20 protein-coding genes are annotated in these 24,294 nt (G+C 66.3%); 14 read left to right on the forward strand and 6 right to left on the reverse strand.

Annotation, left to right across the window (positions count from 1 at the left end):
* Positions 1 to 27: 27 nt before the first annotated feature.
* From ACT89H_RS23610 to ACT89H_RS23650, 9 genes are all read left to right on the forward strand, one after another.
* On the forward strand, positions 28 to 219 hold the full coding sequence (locus ACT89H_RS23610; RefSeq protein WP_445110835.1) for a ferredoxin: 192 nt from the start codon (positions 28 to 30) through the stop codon (positions 217 to 219).
* Positions 186 to 1,436: an NAD(P)/FAD-dependent oxidoreductase gene (locus ACT89H_RS23615; protein WP_445110836.1), complete on the forward strand. Its 1,251-nt coding sequence runs from the start codon at positions 186 to 188 to the stop codon at positions 1,434 to 1,436. Before ACT89H_RS23610 ends, ACT89H_RS23615 begins: the two co-directional genes overlap by 34 nt.
* 201 nt (positions 1,437 to 1,637) lie before the next feature.
* Positions 1,638 to 4,283 carry an AAA family ATPase gene (locus ACT89H_RS23620; RefSeq protein WP_445110837.1) on the forward strand — a complete coding sequence of 882 codons (2,646 nt, stop codon included), beginning with the start codon at positions 1,638 to 1,640 and terminating at the stop codon, positions 4,281 to 4,283.
* 213 nt (positions 4,284 to 4,496) lie between these two features.
* Complete coding sequence (locus tag ACT89H_RS23625; RefSeq protein ID WP_445110838.1) at positions 4,497 to 5,111, forward strand: hypothetical protein; 615 nt, start codon at positions 4,497 to 4,499, stop codon at positions 5,109 to 5,111.
* Entirely contained in the window at positions 5,108 to 6,604 is a 1,497-nt protein-coding gene (locus ACT89H_RS23630) for a pyruvate, phosphate dikinase (protein WP_445110839.1), read from the forward strand. Before ACT89H_RS23625 ends, ACT89H_RS23630 begins: the two co-directional genes overlap by 4 nt.
* On the forward strand, positions 6,601 to 7,608 hold the full coding sequence (locus ACT89H_RS23635; protein WP_445110840.1) for a DUF7064 domain-containing protein: 1,008 nt from the start codon (positions 6,601 to 6,603) through the stop codon (positions 7,606 to 7,608). Before ACT89H_RS23630 ends, ACT89H_RS23635 begins: the two co-directional genes overlap by 4 nt.
* The gene (locus ACT89H_RS23640) at positions 7,605 to 9,245 is read left to right on the forward strand and encodes a PEP-utilizing enzyme (protein ID WP_445110841.1); all 1,641 of its coding nucleotides are present in this window, start codon (positions 7,605 to 7,607) and stop codon (positions 9,243 to 9,245) included. Before ACT89H_RS23635 ends, ACT89H_RS23640 begins: the two co-directional genes overlap by 4 nt.
* 106 nt (positions 9,246 to 9,351) lie before the next feature.
* Positions 9,352 to 11,133 carry a CocE/NonD family hydrolase gene (locus ACT89H_RS23645; protein ID WP_445110842.1) on the forward strand — a complete coding sequence of 594 codons (1,782 nt, stop codon included), beginning with the start codon at positions 9,352 to 9,354 and terminating at the stop codon, positions 11,131 to 11,133.
* 455 nt (positions 11,134 to 11,588) lie between these two features.
* Complete coding sequence (locus tag ACT89H_RS23650; RefSeq protein ID WP_445110843.1) at positions 11,589 to 12,836, forward strand: cytochrome P450 family protein; 1,248 nt, start codon at positions 11,589 to 11,591, stop codon at positions 12,834 to 12,836.
* Positions 12,837 to 12,944: 108 nt separating this feature from the next.
* Here the strand turns inward: ACT89H_RS23650 and ACT89H_RS23655 are convergent, their stop codons facing one another.
* Entirely contained in the window at positions 12,945 to 13,736 is a 792-nt protein-coding gene (locus ACT89H_RS23655) for a crotonase/enoyl-CoA hydratase family protein (RefSeq protein WP_445110844.1), read from the reverse strand.
* A gap of 100 nt (positions 13,737 to 13,836) precedes the next feature.
* Between ACT89H_RS23655 and ACT89H_RS23660 the strand changes: the two genes are divergently transcribed.
* Both ACT89H_RS23660 and ACT89H_RS23665 read left to right on the forward strand, forming a co-directional pair.
* Positions 13,837 to 15,042, forward strand: a complete 1,206-nt coding sequence (locus tag ACT89H_RS23660) for a CoA transferase (RefSeq protein WP_445110845.1) — start codon at positions 13,837 to 13,839, stop codon at positions 15,040 to 15,042.
* Positions 15,042 to 16,127: an NAD(P)-dependent alcohol dehydrogenase gene (locus tag ACT89H_RS23665; protein WP_445110846.1), complete on the forward strand. Its 1,086-nt coding sequence runs from the start codon at positions 15,042 to 15,044 to the stop codon at positions 16,125 to 16,127. The genes ACT89H_RS23660 and ACT89H_RS23665 overlap by 1 nt, the downstream gene beginning before the upstream one ends.
* 75 nt (positions 16,128 to 16,202) lie before the next feature.
* Here the strand turns inward: ACT89H_RS23665 and ACT89H_RS23670 are convergent, their stop codons facing one another.
* Together ACT89H_RS23670 and ACT89H_RS23675 are read right to left on the reverse strand one after the other, a co-directional pair.
* Complete coding sequence (locus tag ACT89H_RS23670) at positions 16,203 to 16,829, reverse strand: TetR family transcriptional regulator (protein ID WP_445110847.1); 627 nt, start codon at positions 16,827 to 16,829, stop codon at positions 16,203 to 16,205.
* Positions 16,830 to 16,903: 74 nt separating this feature from the next.
* Entirely contained in the window at positions 16,904 to 18,472 is a 1,569-nt protein-coding gene (locus ACT89H_RS23675; protein WP_445110848.1) for a WS/DGAT/MGAT family O-acyltransferase, read from the reverse strand.
* An 855-nt stretch (positions 18,473 to 19,327) separates the two neighbouring features.
* On the opposite strand from ACT89H_RS23675, the gene ACT89H_RS23680 reads away from it, so the two are divergent.
* Positions 19,328 to 20,578, forward strand: coding sequence for a tyrosine-type recombinase/integrase (locus tag ACT89H_RS23680; RefSeq protein ID WP_445110849.1), 1,251 nt, complete (start codon positions 19,328 to 19,330; stop codon positions 20,576 to 20,578).
* Positions 20,579 to 20,729: 151 nt separating this feature from the next.
* On the opposite strand, the gene ACT89H_RS23685 is transcribed toward ACT89H_RS23680, so the two are convergent.
* Positions 20,730 to 21,008: a hypothetical protein gene (locus ACT89H_RS23685; protein WP_445110850.1), complete on the reverse strand. Its 279-nt coding sequence runs from the start codon at positions 21,006 to 21,008 to the stop codon at positions 20,730 to 20,732.
* A 146-nt stretch (positions 21,009 to 21,154) separates the two neighbouring features.
* Between ACT89H_RS23685 and ACT89H_RS23690 the strand changes: the two genes are divergently transcribed.
* Both ACT89H_RS23690 and ACT89H_RS23695 read left to right on the forward strand, forming a co-directional pair.
* Complete coding sequence (locus ACT89H_RS23690) at positions 21,155 to 21,460, forward strand: transposase (protein WP_445110851.1); 306 nt, start codon at positions 21,155 to 21,157, stop codon at positions 21,458 to 21,460.
* Positions 21,427 to 21,552 (forward strand): hypothetical protein, encoded by a 126-nt coding sequence (locus ACT89H_RS23695; protein WP_445110894.1) that lies wholly within the window; start codon positions 21,427 to 21,429, stop codon positions 21,550 to 21,552. The genes ACT89H_RS23690 and ACT89H_RS23695 overlap by 34 nt, the downstream gene beginning before the upstream one ends.
* A gap of 1,422 nt (positions 21,553 to 22,974) precedes the next feature.
* Here the strand turns inward: ACT89H_RS23695 and ACT89H_RS23700 are convergent.
* On the reverse strand, positions 22,975 to 23,784 hold the full coding sequence (locus ACT89H_RS23700) for an MmyB family transcriptional regulator (RefSeq protein ID WP_445110852.1): 810 nt from the start codon (positions 23,782 to 23,784) through the stop codon (positions 22,975 to 22,977).
* Between the two features lie 86 nt (positions 23,785 to 23,870).
* Positions 23,871 to 24,080, reverse strand: a complete 210-nt coding sequence (locus ACT89H_RS23705; protein WP_445110853.1) for a hypothetical protein — start codon at positions 24,078 to 24,080, stop codon at positions 23,871 to 23,873.
* Between the last annotated feature and the right edge of the window lie 214 nt (positions 24,081 to 24,294).

Below are 24,294 nucleotides of genomic sequence, written 5' to 3' on the forward strand. Positions count from 1 at the left end.
ACCATAGAGTGTGTTATGGTCAGGATTATGAAGATTGTTGTGGATCGCACGAAGTGCACCGGTCTCGGGATCTGCGAATCGCTCGCTCCCGATGTCTTCGAGGTCGACGAGCACGGTGATCTGGTGATCCTCGAAGAAGAGGTCACCGAAGCGGGATTGCCGGCCGTCGAGCAGGCGGTGGAGGGATGCCCGACCTTCGCGCTGCGACTCGAGCGGTGAAACGGCTGGTGGTGGTCGGCGCCTCGCTCGCCGGCCTGAAGGCGGTGGAGAGCGCTCGCAAGAACGGCTTCTCCGGCGCGATCACGCTCGTCGGGGGAGAGCGCGAGCTCCCCTACGATCGCCCACCGCTATCGAAAGCGTTTCTCGACGCTGCCAAACCGACAGTGCCGTACTACCGCACTCGCGCCGAGTTGCGAGAGTTGGCCGTAGATCTTCGACTGGGCACGACAGCCACGGCATTGGACAGCGTAAGTCGAACCGTGGTGGTGGGCGACGAGCGGATCGGTTACGACGGGCTCATCATCGCGACAGGTGCGCACGCACGCCCCCTGCCGGGTACCGGCGCTCTCGACCGCGTGCACACGGTGCGGACTGTCGCCGATGCCAGGGCTGTGCGAGCGGCGCTCGATGCCGGAGCGCGGACGGTGGTGGTCGGCGCCGGCTTCATCGGGTCGGAGGTCGCGTCGGCCGCCCGCAAACGAGGTCTGCCCGTGGTCGTGCTCGAGGGACTGCCGACGCCCCTGGTGCGCGCCGTCGGGCCGGTCATGGGACAGATGTGCGCTTCGCTGCATGCGGCCAACGGCACCGATCTGCGTTGCGGTGTCACCGTGACGGCGGTCGAGGGCAACGGCGCTGTGGAACGGGTGCGCCTGTCCGACGGCACCACGGTCGACGCCGACCTGGTTGTCGTCGGCATCGGGGCGCAACCCGCAACGGGATGGCTGGCGGGCTCGGGACTGGAGGTGGACGACGGTGTCGTCTGTGATGCCACGCTCGCCACCTCCGCGCCCGGCGTGTACGCGGCGGGTGATGTCGCACGCTGGCGCAATGCCGCATTCGACCGATCCATGCGGCTGGAGCACTGGACGAGCGCGCAGGAGCAGGGCGCGCTGGCGGCGCGCAACGTCCTGGATCCGGCGAATGCGGTGCCCTATGTCACTGTCCCGTATTTCTGGTCCGACTGGTACGGTTCGCGCATCCAATTCGTCGGCATACCGGAGGCGGAGGACCTCGAAGTTTTCGGATCGGTTCGAGAGGGTCGGTTTCTCGCGCTCTACGGCGACGGTAGCCGGATCGTAGGCGCGCTCGCGCTGAATCGGCAGGCGGACATCATGAAGTTACGCGCGATGGTCGCCAAGCGCACCGCGTGGAGCGATGCTGTTGCCTTCGCGGCTCAGCGGGTGTCAGCGTGGCCGTCTCCCGTCGTCGCGATCTGACTCGGCATCCGATTGATACGACCTGGTTCCGCCAACCATATCTCGTATTATGGTGTGCCGAGACGACGACGTCCGCACTCGCATGGAGTTATCAATGGTTCCGCTCGGCCCCCGATTTCCGGTTCGCGTCACTGATCCGGTAGGTGTCCTCGCGAATACCGAGCCGGTACCGGCATCCGGCAACCGCCCCTGGACGCCACGGTGAAAGAGTGGCCGCTGGTCGGGCGAGAAGAGATCCTGCGGCACCTCGACACCCTGCTGGCCGATCCGGGTAGTCGCGGTGTGGTGCTGGCCGGACCCATCGGAGTCGGCAAGAGCAGGCTGGCGGGCGAGTTCGCGCACCGAGCCGAGCGCACCGGGTTGCCGACCGCCCGAGTCACCGCAACCAGGGCGGGCGCTGGAATACCGTTGGGAGCCTTCGCTCCGCTGCTGCCCCTGGGCCGGCACCCGGAACCCGGGCTCGTCGACGACCGGGCTGATCTGCTGCGCCGATGCTCGGCCGCGCTGCTCGAACGCGGCGATGCGCGCCGCCTCGTCTTGTTCGTCGACGACGCCCACGTGCTCGACGATATGTCCGCGACGCTGGTACATCAGCTCGCGACCGACTCCGACTCGTTCGTGGTGGCTACTGTGCGCAGCGGAGAGCCCGCGCCGGACCCCATCGTCGCCCTGTGGAAGGACGAGCTCACCGAGCGGATCGAGGTCCCCAGACTCACCCTCGACGACGTCGCCGAGGTGCTCGCGAGAGCATTGGACGGCCCGATCGACGAGGCCGCTGTAGCCGTTCTGGCCGATCGGACGAAGGGCAACACCCTCTTCCTGCGGGAACTGGTGATCGGTGCTTTGGAGGACGGAACGCTGCGCAACGAAGCGGGGGTGTGGCGGCTCGCGGGGCGGCTGCGGCCCAGCCAACGGCTCGTCGAGTTGGTGGAAGCCCGGCTGGCGGGTCTCGAGGCGCCGGAACGCAAGCTCGTGGAGGTCCTGGCGTTCGGCGAGCCACTCGGCCCCGCCGAACTGGCCGCAGTCGCCGACCTCGACGCTGTCGATCGCTTGGAGCGTTCCGGTCTTCTGGCCAGCTCCACCGAAGGCAGGCGGGTGGTGGTGCGGCTGGCCCATCCGCTCTACGGCGACGTGCTCAGAACGCAGGTGCCGACCCTGACCGCGCGTTCGATCGTCCGCGCACTCGCCGACGCGGTGGACGCGACGGGAGCACGCAGGCGGGAAGATCTGCTGCGTGTGGCATCGTGGCGATTGATCGGTGGCGGCGCGGATCCGGCCACGATGCTGGCGGCGGCGGCGGCCGCGCGCTGGCGGTACGACTTCGACCTCGCCGAGCGACTGGCTGGGGCGGCGGTCGGCGCGGGTGCGGGTTTCGACGCCCAGCTGCTCGCGGCCCAGCTCGCCGCGCTGACCGGACGATCCGCTGAAGCGGCCGCCGAGCTTTCGGAGCTGGCGCGACAAGCCGTCGACGACGAGCAGCGGGCCCGCGTTGCCCTGACCCGGCTCGACAACCGGCTCATCTATGCCGGAACGGTGGATGAAGGGCTGCGCATCGCCGAAGAAGCCGAGGCCGAGCTCGCGCACACCCGGTGGGGGCCCGAAATCGCCGCGCAGCGCATCGTGCTGGTGCTCGCCGACGAAGGGCCGGGCGCTGCCGCCGACCTCGCCGAGACCTTGCTGGCGGACTCGGCCGGTCCGGCGCTGGTTCGCGCGGCGTTGCCGGGCTCGTGGAGTCTGGCTCGCGCCGGCCGTATCGCCGCCGCGCTCGAGGCGGCGGAACGGGGCCGTCGCGAGCACGCGGCGCTGACCACACCGATGGACTGGTATCCGTGGGTACACCTGTTCAACCAGGCCGACGCGCTGGCCTACGCCGGGCGGTTCGAGGAGTCCGTCGACCTGGCTCGCGAGCGGTACCGAGCGGGAGTCGCCGAGGGCTCCGTCGAAGCCCAGGCGATGTTCGCCTGGCTGCTCAGCAAATCGGTGGCCGACCGGGGCGATGTGGAGGACGCGGTTCGTCGGGCGCGCATGGCTATGGCGATGAACCGCCAGTTGGACCGGCCGCAATACATCGAATTCGGTGCCGTCGCCCTGGTGTTGTCCTTGGCGATCGGCGGACGGGGCCGCGAAGCCTCGGAAGCGCTGCAACTGCACGATCAACTCGACGTCACTGTGACCAACTTCCTGGGTGTGGATCTGCCCTTGGCGCGCGGCTGGACAGAGATCGCCAATGGGAATCCCACGCGTGCCGCGGCAGTTTTCCGCGAGGCCGCCGACCGCGGCGAACGGATCGGAGACCTGGTCGGGGCCAGCTGCGCAATGCACGCGCTCGCGCGTACCGGACATGCCAAGGAAGTGGCGGCCCGGCTCGCGGGCGTGTCCGCGGGGATCGAGGGCGACCTCGCGGGGGCGCGGGCCGAGCACGCGCGTGCCATCGCCGCCGGCGATCCGAGCGCGCTGGAAGCGGTTTCGGCGCAGTTCGAGACGATGGGAGCGAATCTATTGTGCGCCGAGGCGGCTGCCGACGCCGCCGTGGCCTGGTTGCGGCGCGGGGATCGGCGCGCCGCGGCAGCGGCGGCGCGCAGAGCGGCCTGGCTGGTTGCGCGGTGTCCCGGAGCCGACACTCCCGCGTTGCGGTCGCTCGAGTCCCGCGCCCGGTTGACACCCGCGGAGTGGAAGTGCGCGCAGCTCGCCGCGTCCGGCCGCTCGAACAAAGAGATCGCCGATGAGCTGTTCTTATCGGTCAAGACGATCGAGAACCGCCTGCAACGCGTCTACAGCAAGCTGGGCGTCGGTGGTCGATCCGAGCTCGAGGTCGCCCTGGCCACCATGGGCGACCTTCATACATAACCCCTCGGGTATTTCGCGGGAGGGGGTGGGGGAGCGAAAAAAGGGGGGTGTCCACCCCTGCCCGACAATTTGTGTTCGTGGTCACATTGAGGGGCCTTTGAGGCAACGATCACATGGTGTCGCCGGCGATTTCTCGTCCGCCCGGCACCCGTCACGGCACGTGGTGCGCGGCTCGCCCTCGCCTGCGGTGCGGAAAATCCGGAAGGCCCGACTATGAACGAAGAACTGCCGCTACTCCTGACGATCCGGCTCAAGCGGCGGCCACGGATCGAGGAACTGTCGCACAGCACGGGGCTCGACGCCGACACTCTGGACGCGACCCTGCGGCGGGCCTTGGCGGCAGGCGATGTCGAACCCGTGCGCGACCGCGTCCGCATCACAGATCTCGGGCGCGAGCGGCTCGCAGTGCTGATCGAGACGGAGCGCTCGATGATCCACGCCGACATGATGAGCGCGGCGTATCACGATTTCGGCGAGTTCAACACGTCCTTCAAGCAACTGGTCACCGATTGGCAACTGGTCGATGGAACTCGTCCCAACGACCATGGCGACGCCGCGTATGACGCTGCGATCATCGAGCGGCTCCGGTCTCTGCACGAGCGATTCCTGCCGTTCTTGGCACGCGTGGCCGCCCTCGCACCTCGGCTGGGGAACTACCGGCCACGATTCACCGCCGCGCTGGATCGGATTCAGAACGGTGATCACACCTGGCTGGCGAACCCGTTGAGCGACAGTTACCACACCGTTTGGTTCGAACTGCATGAGGATCTGATCGGGTTGTGCGGGCTGACCCGGCACGCCGAGGCCGCCGCGGGACGTGCGGGATGACCGGCATGATCACCGCGCCGGTGCGAATCCTCGACGGGACAACAGGATTGGATCGGGAAACCCTGGGCGGTAAAGCCTTCAGCATCGAGCGCATGATGTTACTCGGCATCCCGGTGCCGCCCGCGTTCGTGCTGACCACCGAAGTCTGCCGTACCTACTACGGCGACTGCGTGGGCGAGGTGCCGTCCGACGTCTGGGCGCTGGTGCCTCGCATGATGTCCGGCCTGGCGGAGGCGACCGGCCGGACCTTCGGCGGGGGCGAACGTCCGCTGCTGGTCTCGGTGCGGTCGGGCGCGGCCACCAGCATGCCGGGGATGATGGACACGATCCTCAACCTCGGCATGACCGACGAGATCGAAGCTGTGCTGGCCGCCACCGGCGGGGCCGAGTACGCCGCCGACACCCGGCGCCGTTTCGAGGAGCAGTTCGAGCGGGTGACCGCGGTCGCCCCGCCCGCGGACCCGTGGGAACAGTTGCGGCTGGCCGTGATCGCCGTACTCGATTCGTGGCAGTCGCGGCGCGCTGTGCACTACCGGCGCGAACGGGGCATCAGCGACGACGGCGGTACCGCAGTGACCGTGCAGGCGATGGTTTTCGGCAATCTCGATGACACCTCGGGGACCGGAGTCCTGTTCACGCGTAATCCGCTCAGCGGAGATCACGAACCCTACGGCGAGTGGCTCCCACGAGGACAGGGCGAGGACGTGGTCTCCGGCCGTGCGAACGCGCTGCCGTTGGCGGCGTTGCGGGAGTCCATGCCGGAGGTACACCACCGGTTGCTGGATGCCGCCGCACTGCTCGAACAGCGTGGACGCGACGTGCAAGACGTCGAGTTCACGGTGGAGAGCGGAAAGTTGTGGTTGTTGCAGGCGCGTTCGGCCAAGCGGTCACCGATCGCCGTCGTACGGCACGCCGCCCAACTGTGCCGGGAGGGCCTGCTCCGGCCATCCGAGGCCCTCGACCGCATCTCGCCGGACCATGTTCGCGCGATGCTCACCCCACATCTCGACCCCGCCGAAGCCGCGGCGGCGACGACGGTGGCGACGGGAAAGCCGGCTTGTCCGGGTATCGCGACCGGCGTCGTGGTCACCGATGCCGATGCGGCGGAAGCCAGAGCGGAGGCGGGCGAGGATGTGATTCTCGCCCGGCCCACGACGGATCCCGATGACGTCGCCGCGATGTCGGTGGTCCGCGCGGTTCTCACCGAACTGGGTGGCAGCACCTCGCACGCTGCGGTGGTCTGTCGCGAGATGAACGTGCCGTGCGTCGTCGGGACCGGGGCGGGATCGCTTGCCGCGCTGGCGGGCCGGACCGTCACCGTCGACGCAGGCGCCGGCGTCGTCTACGCCGATGCGCTGACGCCGATCACGACCACCGAACACGACCACCCCGACCTCGCTCAGTTGACCGAGTGGCTGCGCGACGATCTCGGTCCCGAGGCCGAGGGCGGCCTAGTGGACCTGCTGGAACTGCGGACCCGAGGAGACCGATGAGTACCGACACCACGGTGGGCGCCCACGACGCCACGCTCGATCCCGCTGACGACTTCGTCCACCAGCCGCATCGTGGCGTCGATCGATGGGCCGAGAACATCCAGTGGAACGTGCGCGACGACGCAGGCCTCGGCGTCATCCTGCATGCAGGCACCATGCTGCGAGACCCGCGCCTGTGGCACGTCGTGGTGACGGTGACGACCGCTGAAGGTGCCGTCTACTCGACCAAGATCGTGGCACCAGGAGCAGGAAACTTCGGCCCGCCCGGCGCGCAACTGCGGACGATCGAGCCCTACCAGCGGTGGCGACTGGAGTTTCTCGGCGGAATGCTCGACGTCACCGGGCATCGGGGCGCCGAGGGGCTCGTGTCCGACGACCAGCACGCCACGGTCGAGATCGAACTGGATCTGTCGGCGCTGTATCCGGTATGGATCCCGGAGGGCTCCACTCAGTTCGGCGACTGGGGACGTTTTCATCATGAGCAGGCCGTCGCGGTCAGCGGAATCGTCTCGATCGACGGCACCGTTCACGAACTGTCCGGTTTCGGACACCGTGATCACTCGATCGGCCCGCGCGATATGAGCAAGCTCCGCACCGCGTTCTGGGGCAATGGTGTCTTCGAATCGGGCTGGGCATTCGCCGCGATGCACGGTCGCTACGTGCACGGCGAATTCCAGCGTGCGGCGATCTTCGACGTCGACGGCGCCCAGGAGGCGACCATGACGGACTGGCCCGGGTTGACCACGGCGGCTGGTGACCCGGCGGACTTCACCGTGGAGCTGCGGACCGGTGAACGCATCGTGGCTCTGCGGGGCCGACTCCGTGGCGGCATGAGCTTCACCGTCACCGACGGCGCGGAATTCTGCCTCGGAACCGATCTCGAGCGGCCGGACCGGTATTTCCTCACCAACTACTTCATCGACTGGACCTGCGAAGGCGAGCGAGGAATCGGATACCTCGACCGTGGCGCCCTGATCCAGCTGCTCGACGAGGAGGAGCGATGACCATCACCGAACCACGAAGCGAGACCGCTTCGGTGAATCCCACCCGCGGCACGAGTGCCCCGAACCGGTTCTGGACCACCGCGAATATCGGTGAGGCGGCACCGGCCGTGCTGACGCCACTGTGCTGGAGTCTGTGGGGACCGGGTAACGAACTCGCCGTCCGAAGCACATGGCATCGATTCGGCTTACTCGGGCCGGACGAGATCGTGGTCGATCCGGACCAGAGCAATCGACTCACCGGTATCTTCTACGGCAGGCAAGCGATGAACATCGATGCCATCCGCCGCTACGTGGACCGCTTCCCGGGCATGTCCGGCGACGAGTTCGAATTCGGGCTGGCCGGCGCCATGCGGCCGGATGCCGAGCCGGTGCCACCGCTGACCGATGTCCAGCAGGCATTCGTGGCCGAAACGGTAGCCGCGGTGCGCGCCACCCACCGGGAACGGCTCGACGCGGAAGTGCGCGCGGAAATGGCATGGTGGCGCGCCGAAGTGTTCGGTGGCGCGCACACCGGCACTCCGATGGAGCGGCTGCGGGCAGCGTTCGACCGCTTCGTCCGGGCGATCGGATTGCACAACGAGACCCGGTTGCTCAGCACGGCCGCGATGAGCGGTATCTACCGGCTGGCCGCCGCCGCGGGCTCGATCGACACCGTGCCCGCCGTAACCTCCGCCTTCGGTGATGTCACCGAACTCTCGATGGCCGATGACCTTTGGGCTCTCGCCCACGGTGATCTGGACCAGCGCACCTTCCTCGAACGACACGGCTTCCATGGCGAGCACGAAGGCAACCCGGCCGGGCGTTCCTGGCGGGAGGACCCGAGCCTGCTCGACCGCACACTCGCGGCCCTGCGAAACAGGCCCGAGGACGACCACCCACGGCGCCGTGCCGAACGGGCCGCCCGACAGGCCCGCCAGGCCGTCGGAGAATTGGAGGCGAAGCTCGACGACGACCAGCGCACGGAACTCGCGGCGCTGCTGGCGGAGATCGCCGATGTGGTGCGCGAGACCGAGCTCGGGAAGGCCGCTTTTCTGGCAGCCATCGACGGATTCCGGGCAGCGGCTCGCGACCTGGGAACTGATCTGGTCGAGCGAGGTGTCCTCGGTGACCGGGATGACGTCTTCTTCCTCGAGATGGACGAACTGGCAAGTGATCTGGGGCCGGCCGCAACCGAACTGGTGACGGCCCGCCGCCGCGATTGGGAAGAATTCACTGAGATCACCCTGCCCACGACCTTCACCGGTATGCCCGAACCAGTGCGGGGAGACGCCACCCGAGCCGAGCCGGGCGATGTCATTCAGGGCATCGGCGTCAGTGGATCGACTCACGAGGGGCGGGTCAGGGTAATACGCCATGCCGAGGATGACGCAGATGACGCCGATCTGGAACCGGGCGACGTGCTTGTCTGCGCAGCCACCGACCCGAGTTGGACGACGCTGTTCCTGCTCGTCGACGCCATCGTGATCGACATCGGCAGCGTCGGCAGCCACGGCGCGATCGTCGCCCGGGAACTCGGGTTGCCCGCGGTGGTCAACACTGTCGACGGATCCCGTCGTCTGCGCGATGGTGACCGCGTGATCGTCGACGGCGCGAAGGGCACAGTGACCGTCGTGGCCGTCGCGGAGACCCGGGCGTGACCGGGGTCATATCCGGCCACGTCCAGGTGCTCGCAGGTTCTGCATGCTTCGCTGAACTAGGCTGACAGTTCAGGGATTTCGATCTGATTTACGTTAGGAGCAGACGTTGACCGACACTGTCGGCGCCGATACTCGTACGCGCGAGGTGCGCATCTCGAAGAACATTCCCGTGCCGATGCGAGACGGCGTCTCGTTGGCGACGGACCTCTGGCTGCCGGGACGAGCGGAACCAGGGGAAGCGCTGCTGGTTCGCCTTCCTTATGGCAAGGACACCCTGGCGATCATCGCGGACCCCTTCTTCCCGAATCTGTGGCGACTGCTGGATGCCGGTTACGCGATAGTGATTCAGGACTGCCGTGGAACGTTCGGCTCGGAAGGCGAGTTCGTGCCGATGGTCGACGAGCCCCGCGACGGCATCGACACGATCGACTGGATCAGGAAACAGCCCTGGTGCAACGGACAAGTCGGAACATTCGGCGCCTCCTATCTCGGTCTCGTCCAGTGGGCGGTAGCAGCGGAGGGATCCGAAGGGCCGCAGGCAATTGCGCCTGCCCTGGCAACCGTGGATTACTTCGAGACGCCCTGGTATTCCGATGGCGGAGCGATGTCGTGGCACACCGTGCTGTATTGGTCCACGCTGATGGCGATGAACAACACGTATCGCGACCTGGCATCCGGAGCGCCGGACGCCGCCGAGAAGATCGCCGAGCTGGTCGAGATCTTGGACGATCTGGATTCGAACCTGGAAATGCTTCCCACGGACGCCAGGCCGGTCCTCGAGAAGGCCACCACGTGGTGGACGCAATGGCTGGCCCATCCCTCGCGAGACGAATCATGGCAGAAAATCTCCGTCGGAGAACGCCTGGGCGCGGTCACGGCACCCGCATTCCATATCGCCGGGTGGTTCGACCCCTTCGCCAACAATGGCCTGAAGACCTACCGGCGAATGAAAACCGAAGGCAACAGTGTCGCGGCGCGTGAAGGCCAGCAGTTGATCGTCGGACCGTGGGCGCACGGTGGCGACGAGGGATTCACCGGCGCGTTCCGTGAGCGTCAGTTCGGGGTGGCGGCGAACCCTGAGGCAGTGGACGTCACCGGGGCGCACATTCGGTTCTTCGATCGGTGGCTGCGAGGTCGATCGGATGCGCTGGACGGGACCGCCCCCGTGCGGATCTTCGTCATGGGCATCAATCAGTGGCGCGATGAGCAGGACTGGCCGTTGCCGGACACCAGCTACGTCTCCTACTACCTCGACAGCCGAGGCGCTGCGAACACCGCCGACGGGGACGGGCGGCTGAGCATCGAACTGCCGGCCGAAGATTCGGTGGATGTATTCGATTACGATCCTCGTGATCCTGTTCGCACCGTGGGCGGGCGCCTGCTCAAGAACTACAAGGGACATGGTCCTGCGGATCAACGGGTCAACGAGGCTCGAAACGATGTGTTGTGCTTCACCACTGAAGTCCTCACCGACCCGGTCGAGGTAACCGGCCACATTTCGCTCGTTCTTCATGTGTCTTCCTCTGCGCTCGATACCGACTTCACCGGAAAGCTGGTCGATGTCTTTCCCGACGGTCGGGCTTTCTATTTGACCGAAGGCATTATTCGTGCGCGGTACCGCAATTCACTGGCGGACCCGGAGCTGCTGGAGCCGGGCAAGGTGTACGAGCTGACCCTCGATCTGGCTATCACGTCGAATGTGTTCCAGCCGGGTCACCGCATCAGGCTCGAAGTCTCCAGCAGTGACTTTCCTCGATACGACCGCAATACCAACACGGGCGGGCTCATCTCCGCAGACACCGCAGACCAGGTGGTGATCGCTACGAATCGCGTGCTGCACGGACCTGCGCATCCCAGTCGCCTGGTCCTGCCGATCATCAAGCGGTGATCTTCGTGGTGACGGGACAGCTGCCCGCACCGTGCCGGTGTCGAAGTGAGCCGCTGCCGGGTAGTCGAGGGCCGTTGTGAATCCACTGGTTTCGGTTGTGGAGTCGCCGTCGGCCAGATGAGCGCATCGGCGAGAAGGGCGCCGCAGTGGATGTCTTACTGCGGCGCCCCCGGCGGGCTGCGCAAGCGATCGAGGCCTCGGCCGGTGCCGGCGCGAGCTCCTCAGGGCAGCGATGCGTTCAGCGGGCACCTGCTCGATGAACACACCGCCGTGCGACTGGCTTGCACCTGATCGAACTCGGCCACATAGGATGTCGAATGCGCCTCCGGCCACCTTCCGGTTACCCGACGAGCGTGCAGGCTCTAGGACAGAGGATGCCAATGGAGTGTGACCGCCTCGACAGCAGGTGAGGTCGGAAAGCGCGATCGGATCCCGCCGTACCAGAGAGAGCCCAGATGACCACACCGCCCGCGGCGGCTCGGCCCGACCCTCACCTCGCGCCCCATCACGGTTCGCCCACCGAGCCCGACGGTGATCGGATACCGCTGTACTCGGAGGAATTCAGCAGGAATCCACACAGTATGTACCCGGCGCTGCGTGATCGGTACGGATCACTGGTACCGGTGGATCTCGCGCCGGGCGTGCCGGCGACGCTGGTTATCGGCTATCGCACCGCAGTGCACATCCTGCACGATCCCGATCATTTCCCGTCCGATCCGCGGCTGTGGGAGCAGACGGTTCCGCCTGATTGCCCGCTCCTGCCGGTGTTGCAGTGGCGGCCGAACGCATCGCGCAACTCCGGTGCGGAGCACACCCACTACCGTCAGGCCAACACTGCGGCCGTCGACGCGGTCGATCTGTACGCGCTGCAGGATACCGTCGAGGAGATCGCCACCTCGCTGATCGGCACCTTCTGTTCGGAGGGCAACGCCGACCTGATCAGCCGGTACGCGCTGCCACTGGCCTCGCAAGTGATCAATGCCATGCTCGGATGTCCGCCCGAGATCGGCCTGCAGGTCAGCAAGGCGCTGATGATGATGTTCGACGGCACCAATCCTGAGGAGGGCAATCGCATGCTCACCGGGGTGGTGGCGGAACTGATCGCCCTGAAGAGGGTCGAACCCGGCGACGATATCACTACGCGGCTGCTGCAACATCCGAACCAACTCGACGATGCAGAAGTCGCTGATCAGGTCGTCGTGATCTACGGCGCCGGAATCGAGCCGTTGCAGAACTTGATAGCCAACAGCTTGGTTTTGATCCTCACCGATGACCGATTCTCGAGCGATTTGCTGGGAGGCAGTCTGTCCACCCGCGACGCGCTCGACGAAGTGTTGTTCACCGAACCCCCACTGGCGAACTTCTGTGTCACCTATCCGCGGCAGCCGATTCTCATCGAGGGCATCTGGTTGCCGGCTCACCAACCGGTCATCATCAGTATGGCCGGCTGCAACGCGGATCCCACTATCAGTTCCGCCGAGTTGACCGGTAATCGTTCGCACCTGGCCTGGGGTGCCGGGCCACACGCATGCCCGGCCAGATCCCCCGCGTACCTGATAGCGCAAACTGCCATCGATCAGCTGATCGATGCGCTGCCGGAGATCCAGCTGGCCGTCCCCGCGGACGAACTGCCCTGGCGGAACAGCCTTTTCCGTCGCGCTATGGCCGCACTACCAGTAGTTTTCCCGAAAACGCGTCGGTGAATCGGTGCGGCAGAGCCGCGACGCGCGCCTGATGCTCTGTCGTACCCACACTCCCGAGTAACCCCGTGATCAGCGACGATCCCGAACCCGGTGCCGGTGCGACACGACTCACCTACCCTGCCAGCGCGGGACCCGCTTCTCGGCGAAGGCCCGAGGTCCTTCTTCGGCGTCGGTGCTCCGGAAGACCGGCCGCAGCTCCGCGGCGTTCATCTCCCATAGCTCATCGCTGTAGTCGCCACCGAACTCGGCGGCTCGGTAGACGACCCGCTTGCTGGCCCGGACGGACAGCGGCGCGTTGGCGGCGATCTCTCCGGCCAGGCGGAGCGCGGTGTCGAGCACCTCGGAGGAGGGGACGACGCGGTTGACCAGCCCCCACTCGGCCGCGGTGCGGGCACTGATCGGGGCCCCGGTGAGTGCCATTTCGAGTGCGAGTTTGAGCGGGATCTGACGCGGCAGGCGCAGCAATCCGCCGGCTGCGGCCGCAAGTCCTCTGCGCACCTCGGGTAGTCCGAGTTTCGCCTCCTCGCTCACTACCGCAAGGTCGCAGGCGAGCACGATCTCGGTGCCGCCACCGAGAGCGAAGCCGTTGACCGCGGCGATGACCGGCTTGTCGATGAAATGCCTGACGATTCCGCCGAAGCCCCATTCCTCGTGGTCTTGGGCATGAATGCGTTCACCGGCGGCCAAGGCCTTCAAATCGGCGCCGGCGCAGAAGGCACGTCCGGTCCCGGTCAGCACGGCGACGCGGATGTCGGGGTCGCCGGCGATGTCCTCCAGTGCGTTGCCGACCGCGGTGGCGAGGGCGCTGTTGACAGCGTTGAGCGACTCGGGGCGGTTGAGGGTGAGGATCGCGATCGCGCCGCGGCGTTCCACGAGGGCCGCGGGTTCGGCACCGGGCATGAGTTGAGTCCTTCCGAGATGCGAATCCGCCCTGGACTCGCACCATAGCATGGGATATGGTTCTGACAACACCATAGACTACGTTATGGAAAGGCCGCCAATGCCGAGCATCGACGCTCCTCGCCCGCTCGAGGGATTCCGCGTTCTCGATTTCACTCAGAACGTCGCGGGGCCGTTGGCCGGTCAGGTTCTGGTGGACCTCGGCGCCGAAGTGATCAAGATCGAGGCGCCGGGCGGTGAAGCCGCTCGCCGCATCACCTCTGTGGTCGCGGGCCGCCCCCCGCTCGCGGCCTACTTCCTGCCGAACAACCGCGGCAAGAAGTCGGTGATGGTGGACCTGGGCACAGCGGAGGGCAAGCAGGCAGTCCTGCGGCTGGCGGATACCGCCGACGTGATCCTCGAAGCATTCCGCCCAGGTGTGATGGAGCGGCTCGGCTTGGGCCCCGACGAGCTGCAGACCCGCAATCCTCGGCTGATATACGCGCGGCTGTCGGCCTACGGCGGTAACGGTCCGCGCAGCGGGCGGCCCGGCCTGGATCTGATGGTGCAGGCCGAGGCCGGTATGACCACGGGTCTGCGGCGCGGCGACGGCGGGCCGCAGATCATCCCGTTCCAGCTCGTGGACGGCGCCAGTGGCCACGTACTGGCGCAGGCGGTGCTGGCTGCACTGCTGAACCGGGAACGCCATGGCGTGGCCGATGTGGTCCGGGTCGCGATGTACGACGTGGCCATCAGCCTGCAGGCCAATCAACTCACCTTGCATCTGAACAAGCCGCCGGCCGGCGATACCCCGCGGAAGACGAATTCCGGGCCTACCCCGCCTGGCGAGTCGCGGAAGAAGGTCGCCTTCGCGACTCAGCCGTCGGAAGCGTTCAAAGCTGCTGACGACTTCTTCGTCTTGTCGGCCTACATTCCGAAACACTGGTCCCTACTGTGTGAGGTGATCGGCCGTCCGGAACTGGCTACCGACGAAAGGTTCGCCGACCAGCGCCTGCGATCGGTCAATTTCGAGGAGCTCGAGGCCGAGCTGGAGGACGCGTTGTCGTCGAAGACAGCTGCCGAGTGGGTTGAGCTGCTGCGCGAGGCCGGCCTGATGGCGACCCTCGCCCACAACTGGCGGCAGGTCGTGAACACTCCGTTGTTCGAGGAGAACGAGCTCGCGGTGACTGTCGGCGAGGGGCCGCGACAAGTGCGGCTCATCCGCACCCCCGCCCGCTACTCGAGCTTCACCACGGCTGGGCTCGCGCCGGCCCCCGAGGCGGGAGAGCACAACGAGGAGTACCTCGGTCAGGCCGAGGTGCAATGATGCGTGCCACCGCCGCCGTCCTGCGTGACGCCCGAGCGCCCTTCGGCATCGAGGAAATCGACCTCGACGAGCCGGGGCCCGGCGAGCTCGCGGTCGAGATCGCCGGTGTCGGTCTCTGCCACACCGATCTGCTACCTCGGGTCTCGCCCGACATTCCGCTACCCATCGTGTGCGGACACGAGGGCTCCGGCGTCGTCATCGCGATCGGAGAAGGTGTGGAGGATTTCCGACTCGGCGATCACGTCGTGATGTCCTTCGACTCGTGCGGCGCCTGCCCCAGCTGTCTGTCCGGCCGCACCGCGTACTGCGCATCGTTCTTTCCCCGCAATCTCTCCGGCCGCCGCCCGGATGGATCGACGAACGGCAAAGACGCGGCCGGACATCCCGTTTCGGCTCGCTGGTTCGGGCAGTCGAGCTTTGCTACGCACACGGTGGTGGCGGCACGCAACGCAGTCGAGGTGGACAAGGACCTACCGCTGCAACTGCTGGGCCCGCTCGGTTGCGGTTTCCAGACCGGCGCCGGCGCGGTGTGGAACTCTCTGGGTGTGCACCGCGGTTCGAGCCTCGTCGTCTTCGGAGCGGGAGCTGTCGGTCTGGCGGCGATCATGGCGGCGAAGATCGCCGGCGCGCAGACCATCGTGGCGATCGATCTGCATGCCGACCGGCTGGCGCTGGCCGAGAAGTACGGTGCCACACACACCTACGAGGCCGGCCGCGACGACCTGGGAAGACAGCTCCGGCGCAGCACCGGCGGCGCCGACTACTGCGTGGACACCACGGGTGTGCCCGACGTTATCCGCACCGCGATCGACGCGCTGAATCCACTGGGTGTCTGCGGCCTCGTCGGTGCCCAGCGGGGCGAGCTCGTCATCGGTCCGATGCAGCTTGCGGTCGGGCGCACGGTGAAGGGCATCATCGAGGGCGATGCCGTACCTCGGCAGTTCATTCCGCACCTGATCGAGCTGTGGCGAGCCGGCGATTTCCCGTTCGACGAACTCATCCGGACCTATCCGCTGGCGGAGGTCGACGCCGCCGAGCGTGCGGTCCACCGAGGTGAGGTGATCAAGCCGGTATTGCTCCCGTGATACGTCGGTGACGACCACAGTCCGTACCCGTTCGCGTGGTCCGGGGGTTCGCCGGCGGGATGCCTCGACCGGCTGTCAGATCCGATCGCTTGCCCCTGGCCGAACGGCGTCCATCGCGCAGTCGAGCATCGCGGCCAGGGGCTGCTCGCCCCCGCTGTGCAGCCAGGTTTCCAGAGCCACTTGGAGGCAGGCCAAGGCGCTCGCGACCATCGCGGAAGCGGCGAGGTGCCTCTGTTGCTCGTTTCGGAGGGAGTCGAGGCGGCGCGTCATCTCCGGAACGAGCAGGTCACGCCATGCGCGGGATCTTTCGCCGAGACGTGCCCGGATCGTGGGCGAACCGATGATCACCTGTGCCGTGCGAAGTCCGATGGCCAGATCCGAGCCCCGTTCGCGAACTGCCGGCTGCAGCGCGTGGCGCAGCGAGGTCCAGGGCTGTTCGGTGCGGGGACGGGCGACCAAGATCTCGAGGCTTTGTCGTGCGATATCGGGCAGCGTCTCGAGCACGATGTCCTCCTTGGTCGCGAAGTACCGGAAGACAGTGGCGCGCGACGTGCCCGCGGCTTTGGCGATGTCCTCGACCGTCGTCTGATCGAAGCCCTTCTCGAGGATGAGGTCGAGTCCGATCTGCGCGACCTGAGACCGCACGATGCGGCGAGTGCGAGTGCGGAGGGGCACCGGTTCGGCGGCATCTGTCGATCGCATGCCCTCGAGCTTAATTCAGCGGGTGATTGCGAGACCGAATCTCACAATGTCTCGAGCGACCCAGATGCGCGCGGCTAGTGTTCGCCGGGTTCTGCCGCGGTGGTGGGTAGCAGTTCGGTGAGGGCGTCGGCCAGGAACCGGGGGAGGTCCCAGATGTCGGGGACGGCCTCGGGGCAGGCGACGATGCCGAAGTCCAGGTGGCCGTCGTAGGACATGACGGTGATGTTGAGAGCGCCGGCCAGTTCGGTCAGGATCGAGGCGGGGTAGGCCGCCGTGACCCGGCGTCCCGCCGCGTACAGCGGGATTTGCGGGCCGGGGACGTTGGAGACGATGACGTTGGCCAGGGGAAGGCTCGCGGACCCCAGGCGCAACAGGGTGCGCGTGGTCAGTCCGTGTAGCAATGGCGGGAGTACGGCGCTGGCTTCGTGCAGCACGGTCGGTGTGGTGGTGGCGAAGCGCTGTTTGGCCGTGGACAGTGCGTTGTGGGTGAGTTTCATCCGGTGCTGCGGGTCGGATTCGTCGATCGGCAACTCGCACAGCATGATCGAGAACTGGTTGCCGGCGGTGCCGAACTGCTCGGCGGTGCGCACGGAGACGGGAATGGCTGCCAGCAGCGGCTTGTCGGGTTCGGCGCCGTGGTCGGTCAGCCAGCGTCGCAACGCGCTCGCACACAGGGTCATGACCACGTCGTTGACGGTGCCGCCGAAGCTGTTCTTCACGGATTTGACGTCGTCGAGGGAGAGCGAGACGAACGCGAAGACGCGGTCGGCGGTGTGCGGGCCGTTGAACGGCAGGTCGGGATGGGCGGCGCCGAGGTCCGACATCGCCCGGCGCAACGTCGGCCCGAGCCGCAGTGGAGCGGTCAGCCGCCCGACCTGCCGGGTGACGGTGTGCGCGACGCTGTTGGCGAGCATGCGGGTAGTGGAAGGCGCCGGATCCATGCGCACGCAGACCTCCGCCGGCGCGGGGCGCGGTGTGTCGACGGCATCCAGGAGCACGGCCATGATCTCCGCACCGGACATGCCGTCGACCACGGCGTGGTGCACCTTGGTGAAGATGGCTTGGCGACCTCGGTCGAGTCCGGAGATGAGGTGGAACTCCCACAGCGGGCGCGCCGGATCGAGTGGGATCGCGTGCAGGCGCGACACCAGATCGGCGAGGTCCCGGTCGGTCGCCCCGGTTGGCAAGCCGGTCGCGCGGATGTGATATCCGAGGTCGATCGCCGTGGAGTCCTCCCAGTAGGGCAGGTCGAGGCCGAGCGGCACGCGCCGCAGCCGCCGCCGCAGTGGTGCGGCTTGGTGCAGCCGGTCGGCGACCAGCCGACGCAAGGTCATGACGTCCAACGGTTCGTCCGGAGCCAGCATCACGACCGCACCGACGTGCATCGCGCTGGTGTCCGTTTCCAGGCTGAGCAGTTGCGCGTCCAGTGCGCTGAGCTGCCTCGGCCGTCCCGCGTCCGCCGCGATCGGGACCATCCTGGGAGACGCTTGCGCTGGTGCGGCAGCGGTGGTGAGGTCGCCGGGTGTCGCGGTCCGGATATGGAGGAACCGGCCGTGCTCGCGGGCAGGTCGTCGTGGCTGGACGCTTACCGAACCCGTTGGCGCGCCGAGATCGTCGACGGGTGCTGTCTTCGAGAGAGTCATGAGGTCTCCACGATTGTCCTGCGGCTGGGAAAGAGGTGCTGCCGCCGGCGACCCTGCCGACGGCTTGACGAGCTGCGCTGCCCACCCGGCGATTCGAGTCGGTCGTGCATGAGAATCGGCAGATCGGAAGATCTTTCGCGAAAGCACGAGGTCATGCCGCGGTCGCACGAACGCGATGACCTGCTCGATTCGTCGCGACTTATCGGTGACTTCGGTGTCGTATCGCTGACGTGTCAGTCAGGGTACCGGCGGATGCGGTGCACCGGTGCCAGGTTGTGTGCCGGGCAGGTTAAATCTGGGCGACCTGAGGGTATCTCTGGCCGCGCGACAGCCGTGGCGGCGACATAGCGCCTGCCGTGGTCGGAGCCCGGCCGCACGACCGGAATGTCCGCGGGCACCAGCCGGTTTCGACCGCGGCGGACACGCTCGGCGATGGTCGTGCAGCAGTCGACGTGGCGTACGCGGTCAAGGGGCCGGTGCCGTCGGCTCAGCACACAGCGGCTCCGCTCGGACCATCGCCGCGGCGTCCTTCGCATGCCGCGCTGTGACTGGCCGGGAACGCCTGGCCGCGGTGGTGACGCCGTCGCCACTATCCCGCCACGTTCGGTCGTGAAACACATCGACCTGGTGTGAATCGGTGGGCGAAAAAGCGGGTCAGATGTCACCGCCGGGCCGCTGACCAGGCCTTTCCGGGCGGCCGGGCGGAGGGATCGACACCCCGCCCGGCTACGGAGAACTCGCAGGTCATCGCCCCTTTCGCTACACTTGTTTCGGTGCCGCGTCACCACCGCGGTCATCACTTCGCTTCTCAAGGCACGACATGTCGACCGACGTCGACACCGAGGAGCCTCCGCGATGCCCACACCTCGCCCCCGGCCGCGCAAGGACGGCACGGTCAACTGGCAGGTCCCCTTCCACTACTACGACACCGACGGCACCCGCCGCCAGTCCTCGCAATCCTTTGACGACTACGCCAAGGCCCAGTGGTGGGCCGGGCTGATCGACCGTGTCGGGATCAATGAGGCCTTGAAGGTCCTCGACACCGAACATGACGCCGAATCCGGCACGATGCTGCTGGCCGAGTGGCTCACCAAATACGTCAACCGGTTGACCGGGGTCCAAGAGGACGGCCGCCGCAAGTACCTCGCCTACATCCGCAACGACATCGTCCCGTTCTTCGGTGACCGCGCTCCCTTGGACGCGGTCACTCAGGACACCGACGCCGCCTGGATCGTCTATCTGCAGCAGGACAAGGGCAACTCACCCAAGACTATTTCCAACAAGCATGCCTTCCTCAGCGCGGCGCTGCGCGCCGCGGTGGAGCAGCGGCCGGTGCCGCTGCTGCCCTACAACCCGTGCGCGGGGATGCGGTTGCCGCGCCACGACCGGGCGGAGATCGACATCTTCGACAACGATGAATGGGAGCTGTTCGAGCAGCTGCTGGGCCGGCGGTGGCGCCCCCAAGCCGAATTCGGTCTGGTCTCCATGGCACGCCCCAGCGAAGTGGGTGCGTTGCTGGTCCGCGACGTCGACCCGGTCACGGGCGCGGTGCGGATCAGCAAGGCGTGGAAGGCCCGCGGCAGCAGGCTCGTGCTCGGAAAACCCAAGTCCAAACGCGGCATCCGGACGGTCAACGTGCCGCTCGAGACATTGCGGCGGCTGGATCTCGAGCGGCCGGGGGACAGGTTGCTGTTCCATACCGACAACGACACCCCGGTCACCGCCTACCACTTCTACAAGAACGCCTGGCAACCCGCGCTGCGGCGCTTGGACGTGGCGGCGCGCAGAGATCGCAGGCTGTTGCGGAACAGGGCACTGTGGCGGGATGCCGACCCGGAAGACTTGTTGGCCCGGTTCGGCCCCGCAATCCGTACACTCAACGGCAAGGTCCTGACCCCGTACACGTTGCGCCACACCGGGATCTCGTGGAAACTGCAGGACGGTGTCCCGATCTTCGTAGTCTCCCGCGATGCCGGGCACGAATCGGTCAACACCACCGACCGCTACTACGGCCACAACGACCGCAGAGCCAGCGAATCAGCCGCCCAGGTCATCGCAGGCCGACTGCCCCGAGTGCGCGCCAACATGCTCAGCATCGCCGCATGAGGTGTGCCAGCATCAGCCCGGCGGCGCCAGAGGGGATTTCTCGGATGCGATGAACGTCGGATAAATTCGAGGCGTCAACTGTTTGAGCGATCGGATGGTAGGCACGAATACCCCTGAACGAGCCCCGAACCGCCGCAGACCGGTTCGGGGCTCAATCGGATTCCGCAGCGGTGACGTGCAGCGAACCCGACTTGCTCGCCCCTACCACCGGCGTGTGCCAAATCCTCTGCGTGAACCGGACTTGCCGATCGCGCAACTCGACGGCACCGAACGTGAGATCCGGCTGCTGGTCGATCACCGCGAAGATCTCGTGGCCGAACGCACGCGGATCATCGCCCGGCTGCGCTGGCACCTGCACGAACTCGACCCGGCCTGGACGCCACCGGTCAAGCTCGAGCGCGCCAGCGCCTATGACCGCGTCGCAGAACATCTGGCCGACTTCGACGGGCTGGTCACCCGTCTGGCGGCGAGACTGATCGAGCACTGCCGACGTTTGACCGACGAGATCAACGACCTCAGCGACGAGATCGGCGTTCGGGTGACTGCCGTGGCGCCGTCGCTGCTCGCCATTGTGGGGTGCGCGGCATTGACTGCGGCCAAGAATCCTCGGCGAGACCGCCGACGTCGACAGGTTCCGTTCCAAAGACGCCTTCGCTCGTCACAACGGCACTGCTCCGCTCGCTGCCGGTCTGGTCATCCAACCGCGCCCGGCATCGACTCTCCCGCACCGGAAATCGTCAGCTCAGCGCCGCTATCCACAGGATCGCCCTCACCCAAGCGCGCTGCCACCCGGACGCCCGAGCGCTGCTCGCTCGACGGAAGCCGGCGGTGACGGCGGAATGGAAGCGATGCGGATCCTCAAACGCAGACTCTCCGACGTGATCTTCCGCGCCATGATCGCCGACCACAACGCTTACGAAATCGCCAGCGCTCCTTACGCCGGAGCAGCGCGAGTTCGCCGTGACGTGGCGTGATGTCGAAGAATCTGGTGCCGATGCTGTGCTGTCGGCATGGCAGACCACCGTGCGGATCTCGACCTTGGCGATCATCACCACCCCGAACGCCTGGGGTGATCACCCGGCCCGGCTGTACAACGCCGAGGGCGTTCTGGCGCCCCACCCCGCCCGCCGCGGAGTCCACACCCGCCGCCCGGCACCTGCATGCTGCTGGACCGCATCGACACGGCCGACGGCGGATCCGTCGACCTGGACATACATACGGGTCACTGTCTTTGGTGTGGGTCGGCGTTTCGACAACTATCGCAGGGGCGGTTCGAACCCCGTCGGCCATAAGGTCGACTCGTTATAGATCACATCGGCGAGGTTGGCGCCCGCGCGGGCGCTCGAAGCAGGCGGGTAGCCAGCCCACCCTGGGCGCTGACCCCCACCCAGCACGGCCACTCACGTGTTAGTGAGCAATCAACCTTCTGTGAAGAAACTGTCGAATTGGCTGAGCGTGGCCCTTAGGGCCCCAAGCCGAGATTCCGCGTAGTCGTGGTGCGCCTTGATGATTTGTGCCGCCAGGCTGGAAGTAGCTGCTGCGACGGCCGCTATATCAGATACGGTCCAAGCCTCTTCGTCGAGAGGGAACTTCCGATAGCGGCTGCGCGTAACATGAAACACGCGATCCGAACCATCCGCCCTGGACGAGAGTGGTTTGCACCATTTGTGCTGGTCCACATCGTTCTCGTAGGCGCAATCAAACCTCCATGTTCCATGAAAACGGCGCGAGGTCGTTGGGATGTCATCGTTGCTCGGATTGTGGCGGGATCGCCCGCCGTCGGCGGGTGGTGCGTCGCCGGGAGGGTCGTGGCCGGCGTGCAGTCTCTGGTTGTGTAGCGCTGGGTCTGGAGGCTGATGTGGCAGGGCGGCTGGTGGACTCGATCGCGGCGGCGATGTCGCTGGCGGTCAAGAACCAGGTGCGGCCCGCTTTATGGCCGGGCAGCCGTCCGGCTTTCAATTGCTCCTCGTACCATCGGCGTGATTTGCGCAGTGCGCGGGCGCCGACGGAGATGGGATAGGTCGCCTCGTGAGGAACATATGGGGATTGTGGTGGCGTATCGGGGTCATCTGTCATGTCGAGCTCCGAAATCGGTGGATTTCATGATCGAGCGGAGTCCCGGGGGATCCGTTTTTCAGCGCACGTGCGTAATTTGTGCCGATGGTGTCAGAAAATAGGCGCGGCTGTGAGCCGTGTAGTGGGGTGCGGAGGTTCCGGTGTTCCTCGGAGCATGTATTGCTGGTCGATGCCACCGCATTGCCGATGCGGTGGGCGCCTTTCGAGCGTGGCCGCTGAGGCGATGGATGACGGAAGGGAAATTATCTTCTCAACGGAAAAACGCGCCTGCGACAAGCCTGTCTCGGCGTGTCGCACGCGCGTGTCGGTACGTTCGGCGGTTAGGGGAGCGGGGGGCCGGAGTAGGGCTTGCGGATCGCGGTGAGCAGTAGCACGTCTTGGCTTTGGCTGACGTCGGCGACGCTGAGTCGGTAGGAGGCCAGTTCTCCGGTGTCCGGGTCGCGTATGTGCAGCAGGTTGTTGGTGTCGCGGCCGTAGGCGACGTGGATGCTGGATGACCATAGCCGCTGGAACTCCTTGTGGGGGCGTAGCTGACGCATCAGGTCGTGGGCTTGTTCGGAGTCGCGGTAACGGCCCAAAACACCCTTGAGGGTGGCCACAGAGTGCGCGGCTTCCATAGGGTTTTGCAGGAAAACCGAACGCGCGTAGCCGCTGTAGAGCCATGTGGGGATGCAGTCGGTCGTGTCCAATCCGGGCAACGCCGCGCGGAAGGATTCGTTGCAGGCCAGGACGTTCCATACAGGGTCGACGTAGGCGGCCAGAATGTCGCGTTGTTCGAGGTCGTGCAGGTGCTCGATCAACGCGTCGTTGCCGTTCACGCACTCGCGCAGCTTGCCGACTGGAGCGAGGTATTCCGCCGGAGCGCGTAGTTCCCGCAGGTGACGCGCCATCATCGCCTCGACGCGGTAACCGGAGATGATCTTCTCCAGCGTTTCGACGGTCGGCACGTAGCGGTCGTGTTCGATGTTGAACAGATGGGACTGGCTGATGCCGTGGAGCTGATGTGCGCCGTTGCGCGACAGTCCCAGGTCTTCCCGGATCAGCAAGCAGGTGTGGCCCAGGGTCGGGATCCGTGGCAGCGGCTTATCTCTGGCGCTGCCGGAGGAGCGCGGTGTGGGATTGCGGTTCATGTCAGGTGCCCCCCGTTGTGGTGTCTTTCATCACATGGTGAACGGCGATATTATGAGAGGTTGCTCACCGAGTCGAACGTTTCTTCCTACCAGAAGGTTTCGCGCCCGGCAAGGTGACTTTCTTCAACTTCGCCTGTAAGTAGCTGACTACAGCGCGCTTTCGTTGTGTCGGCGCCTCCGGTCACCGCAATCTGCGGTGGATGTGCCGAGAAAATTTCTTTGCCGGTCTGATTGTCAAATGGTTGGAAAATCAGCTGCATGACGATGGAAAAGCAGTTTGACAGTTTCGCTCTCACCTAAAAGTAGGAGAGCCGAAACGCTAGCGTTCCAGCGGTTTTCAGGGTTTGGATTGTCGTGCAAGTCCGAACCGATCGAGAGGTATGAACCGATGGATCCCTTTGTGATATTGGGTTGGGTGAACACCGGGTTGTCGGTGCTGTCGAACGGCTTGTCCGTGGCAGCGCAGGCACTGGCGCTCATCCTGCCGTTCATCTGACGCGATCGCCTGAG

The organism is Nocardia aegles (assembly GCF_052545135.1).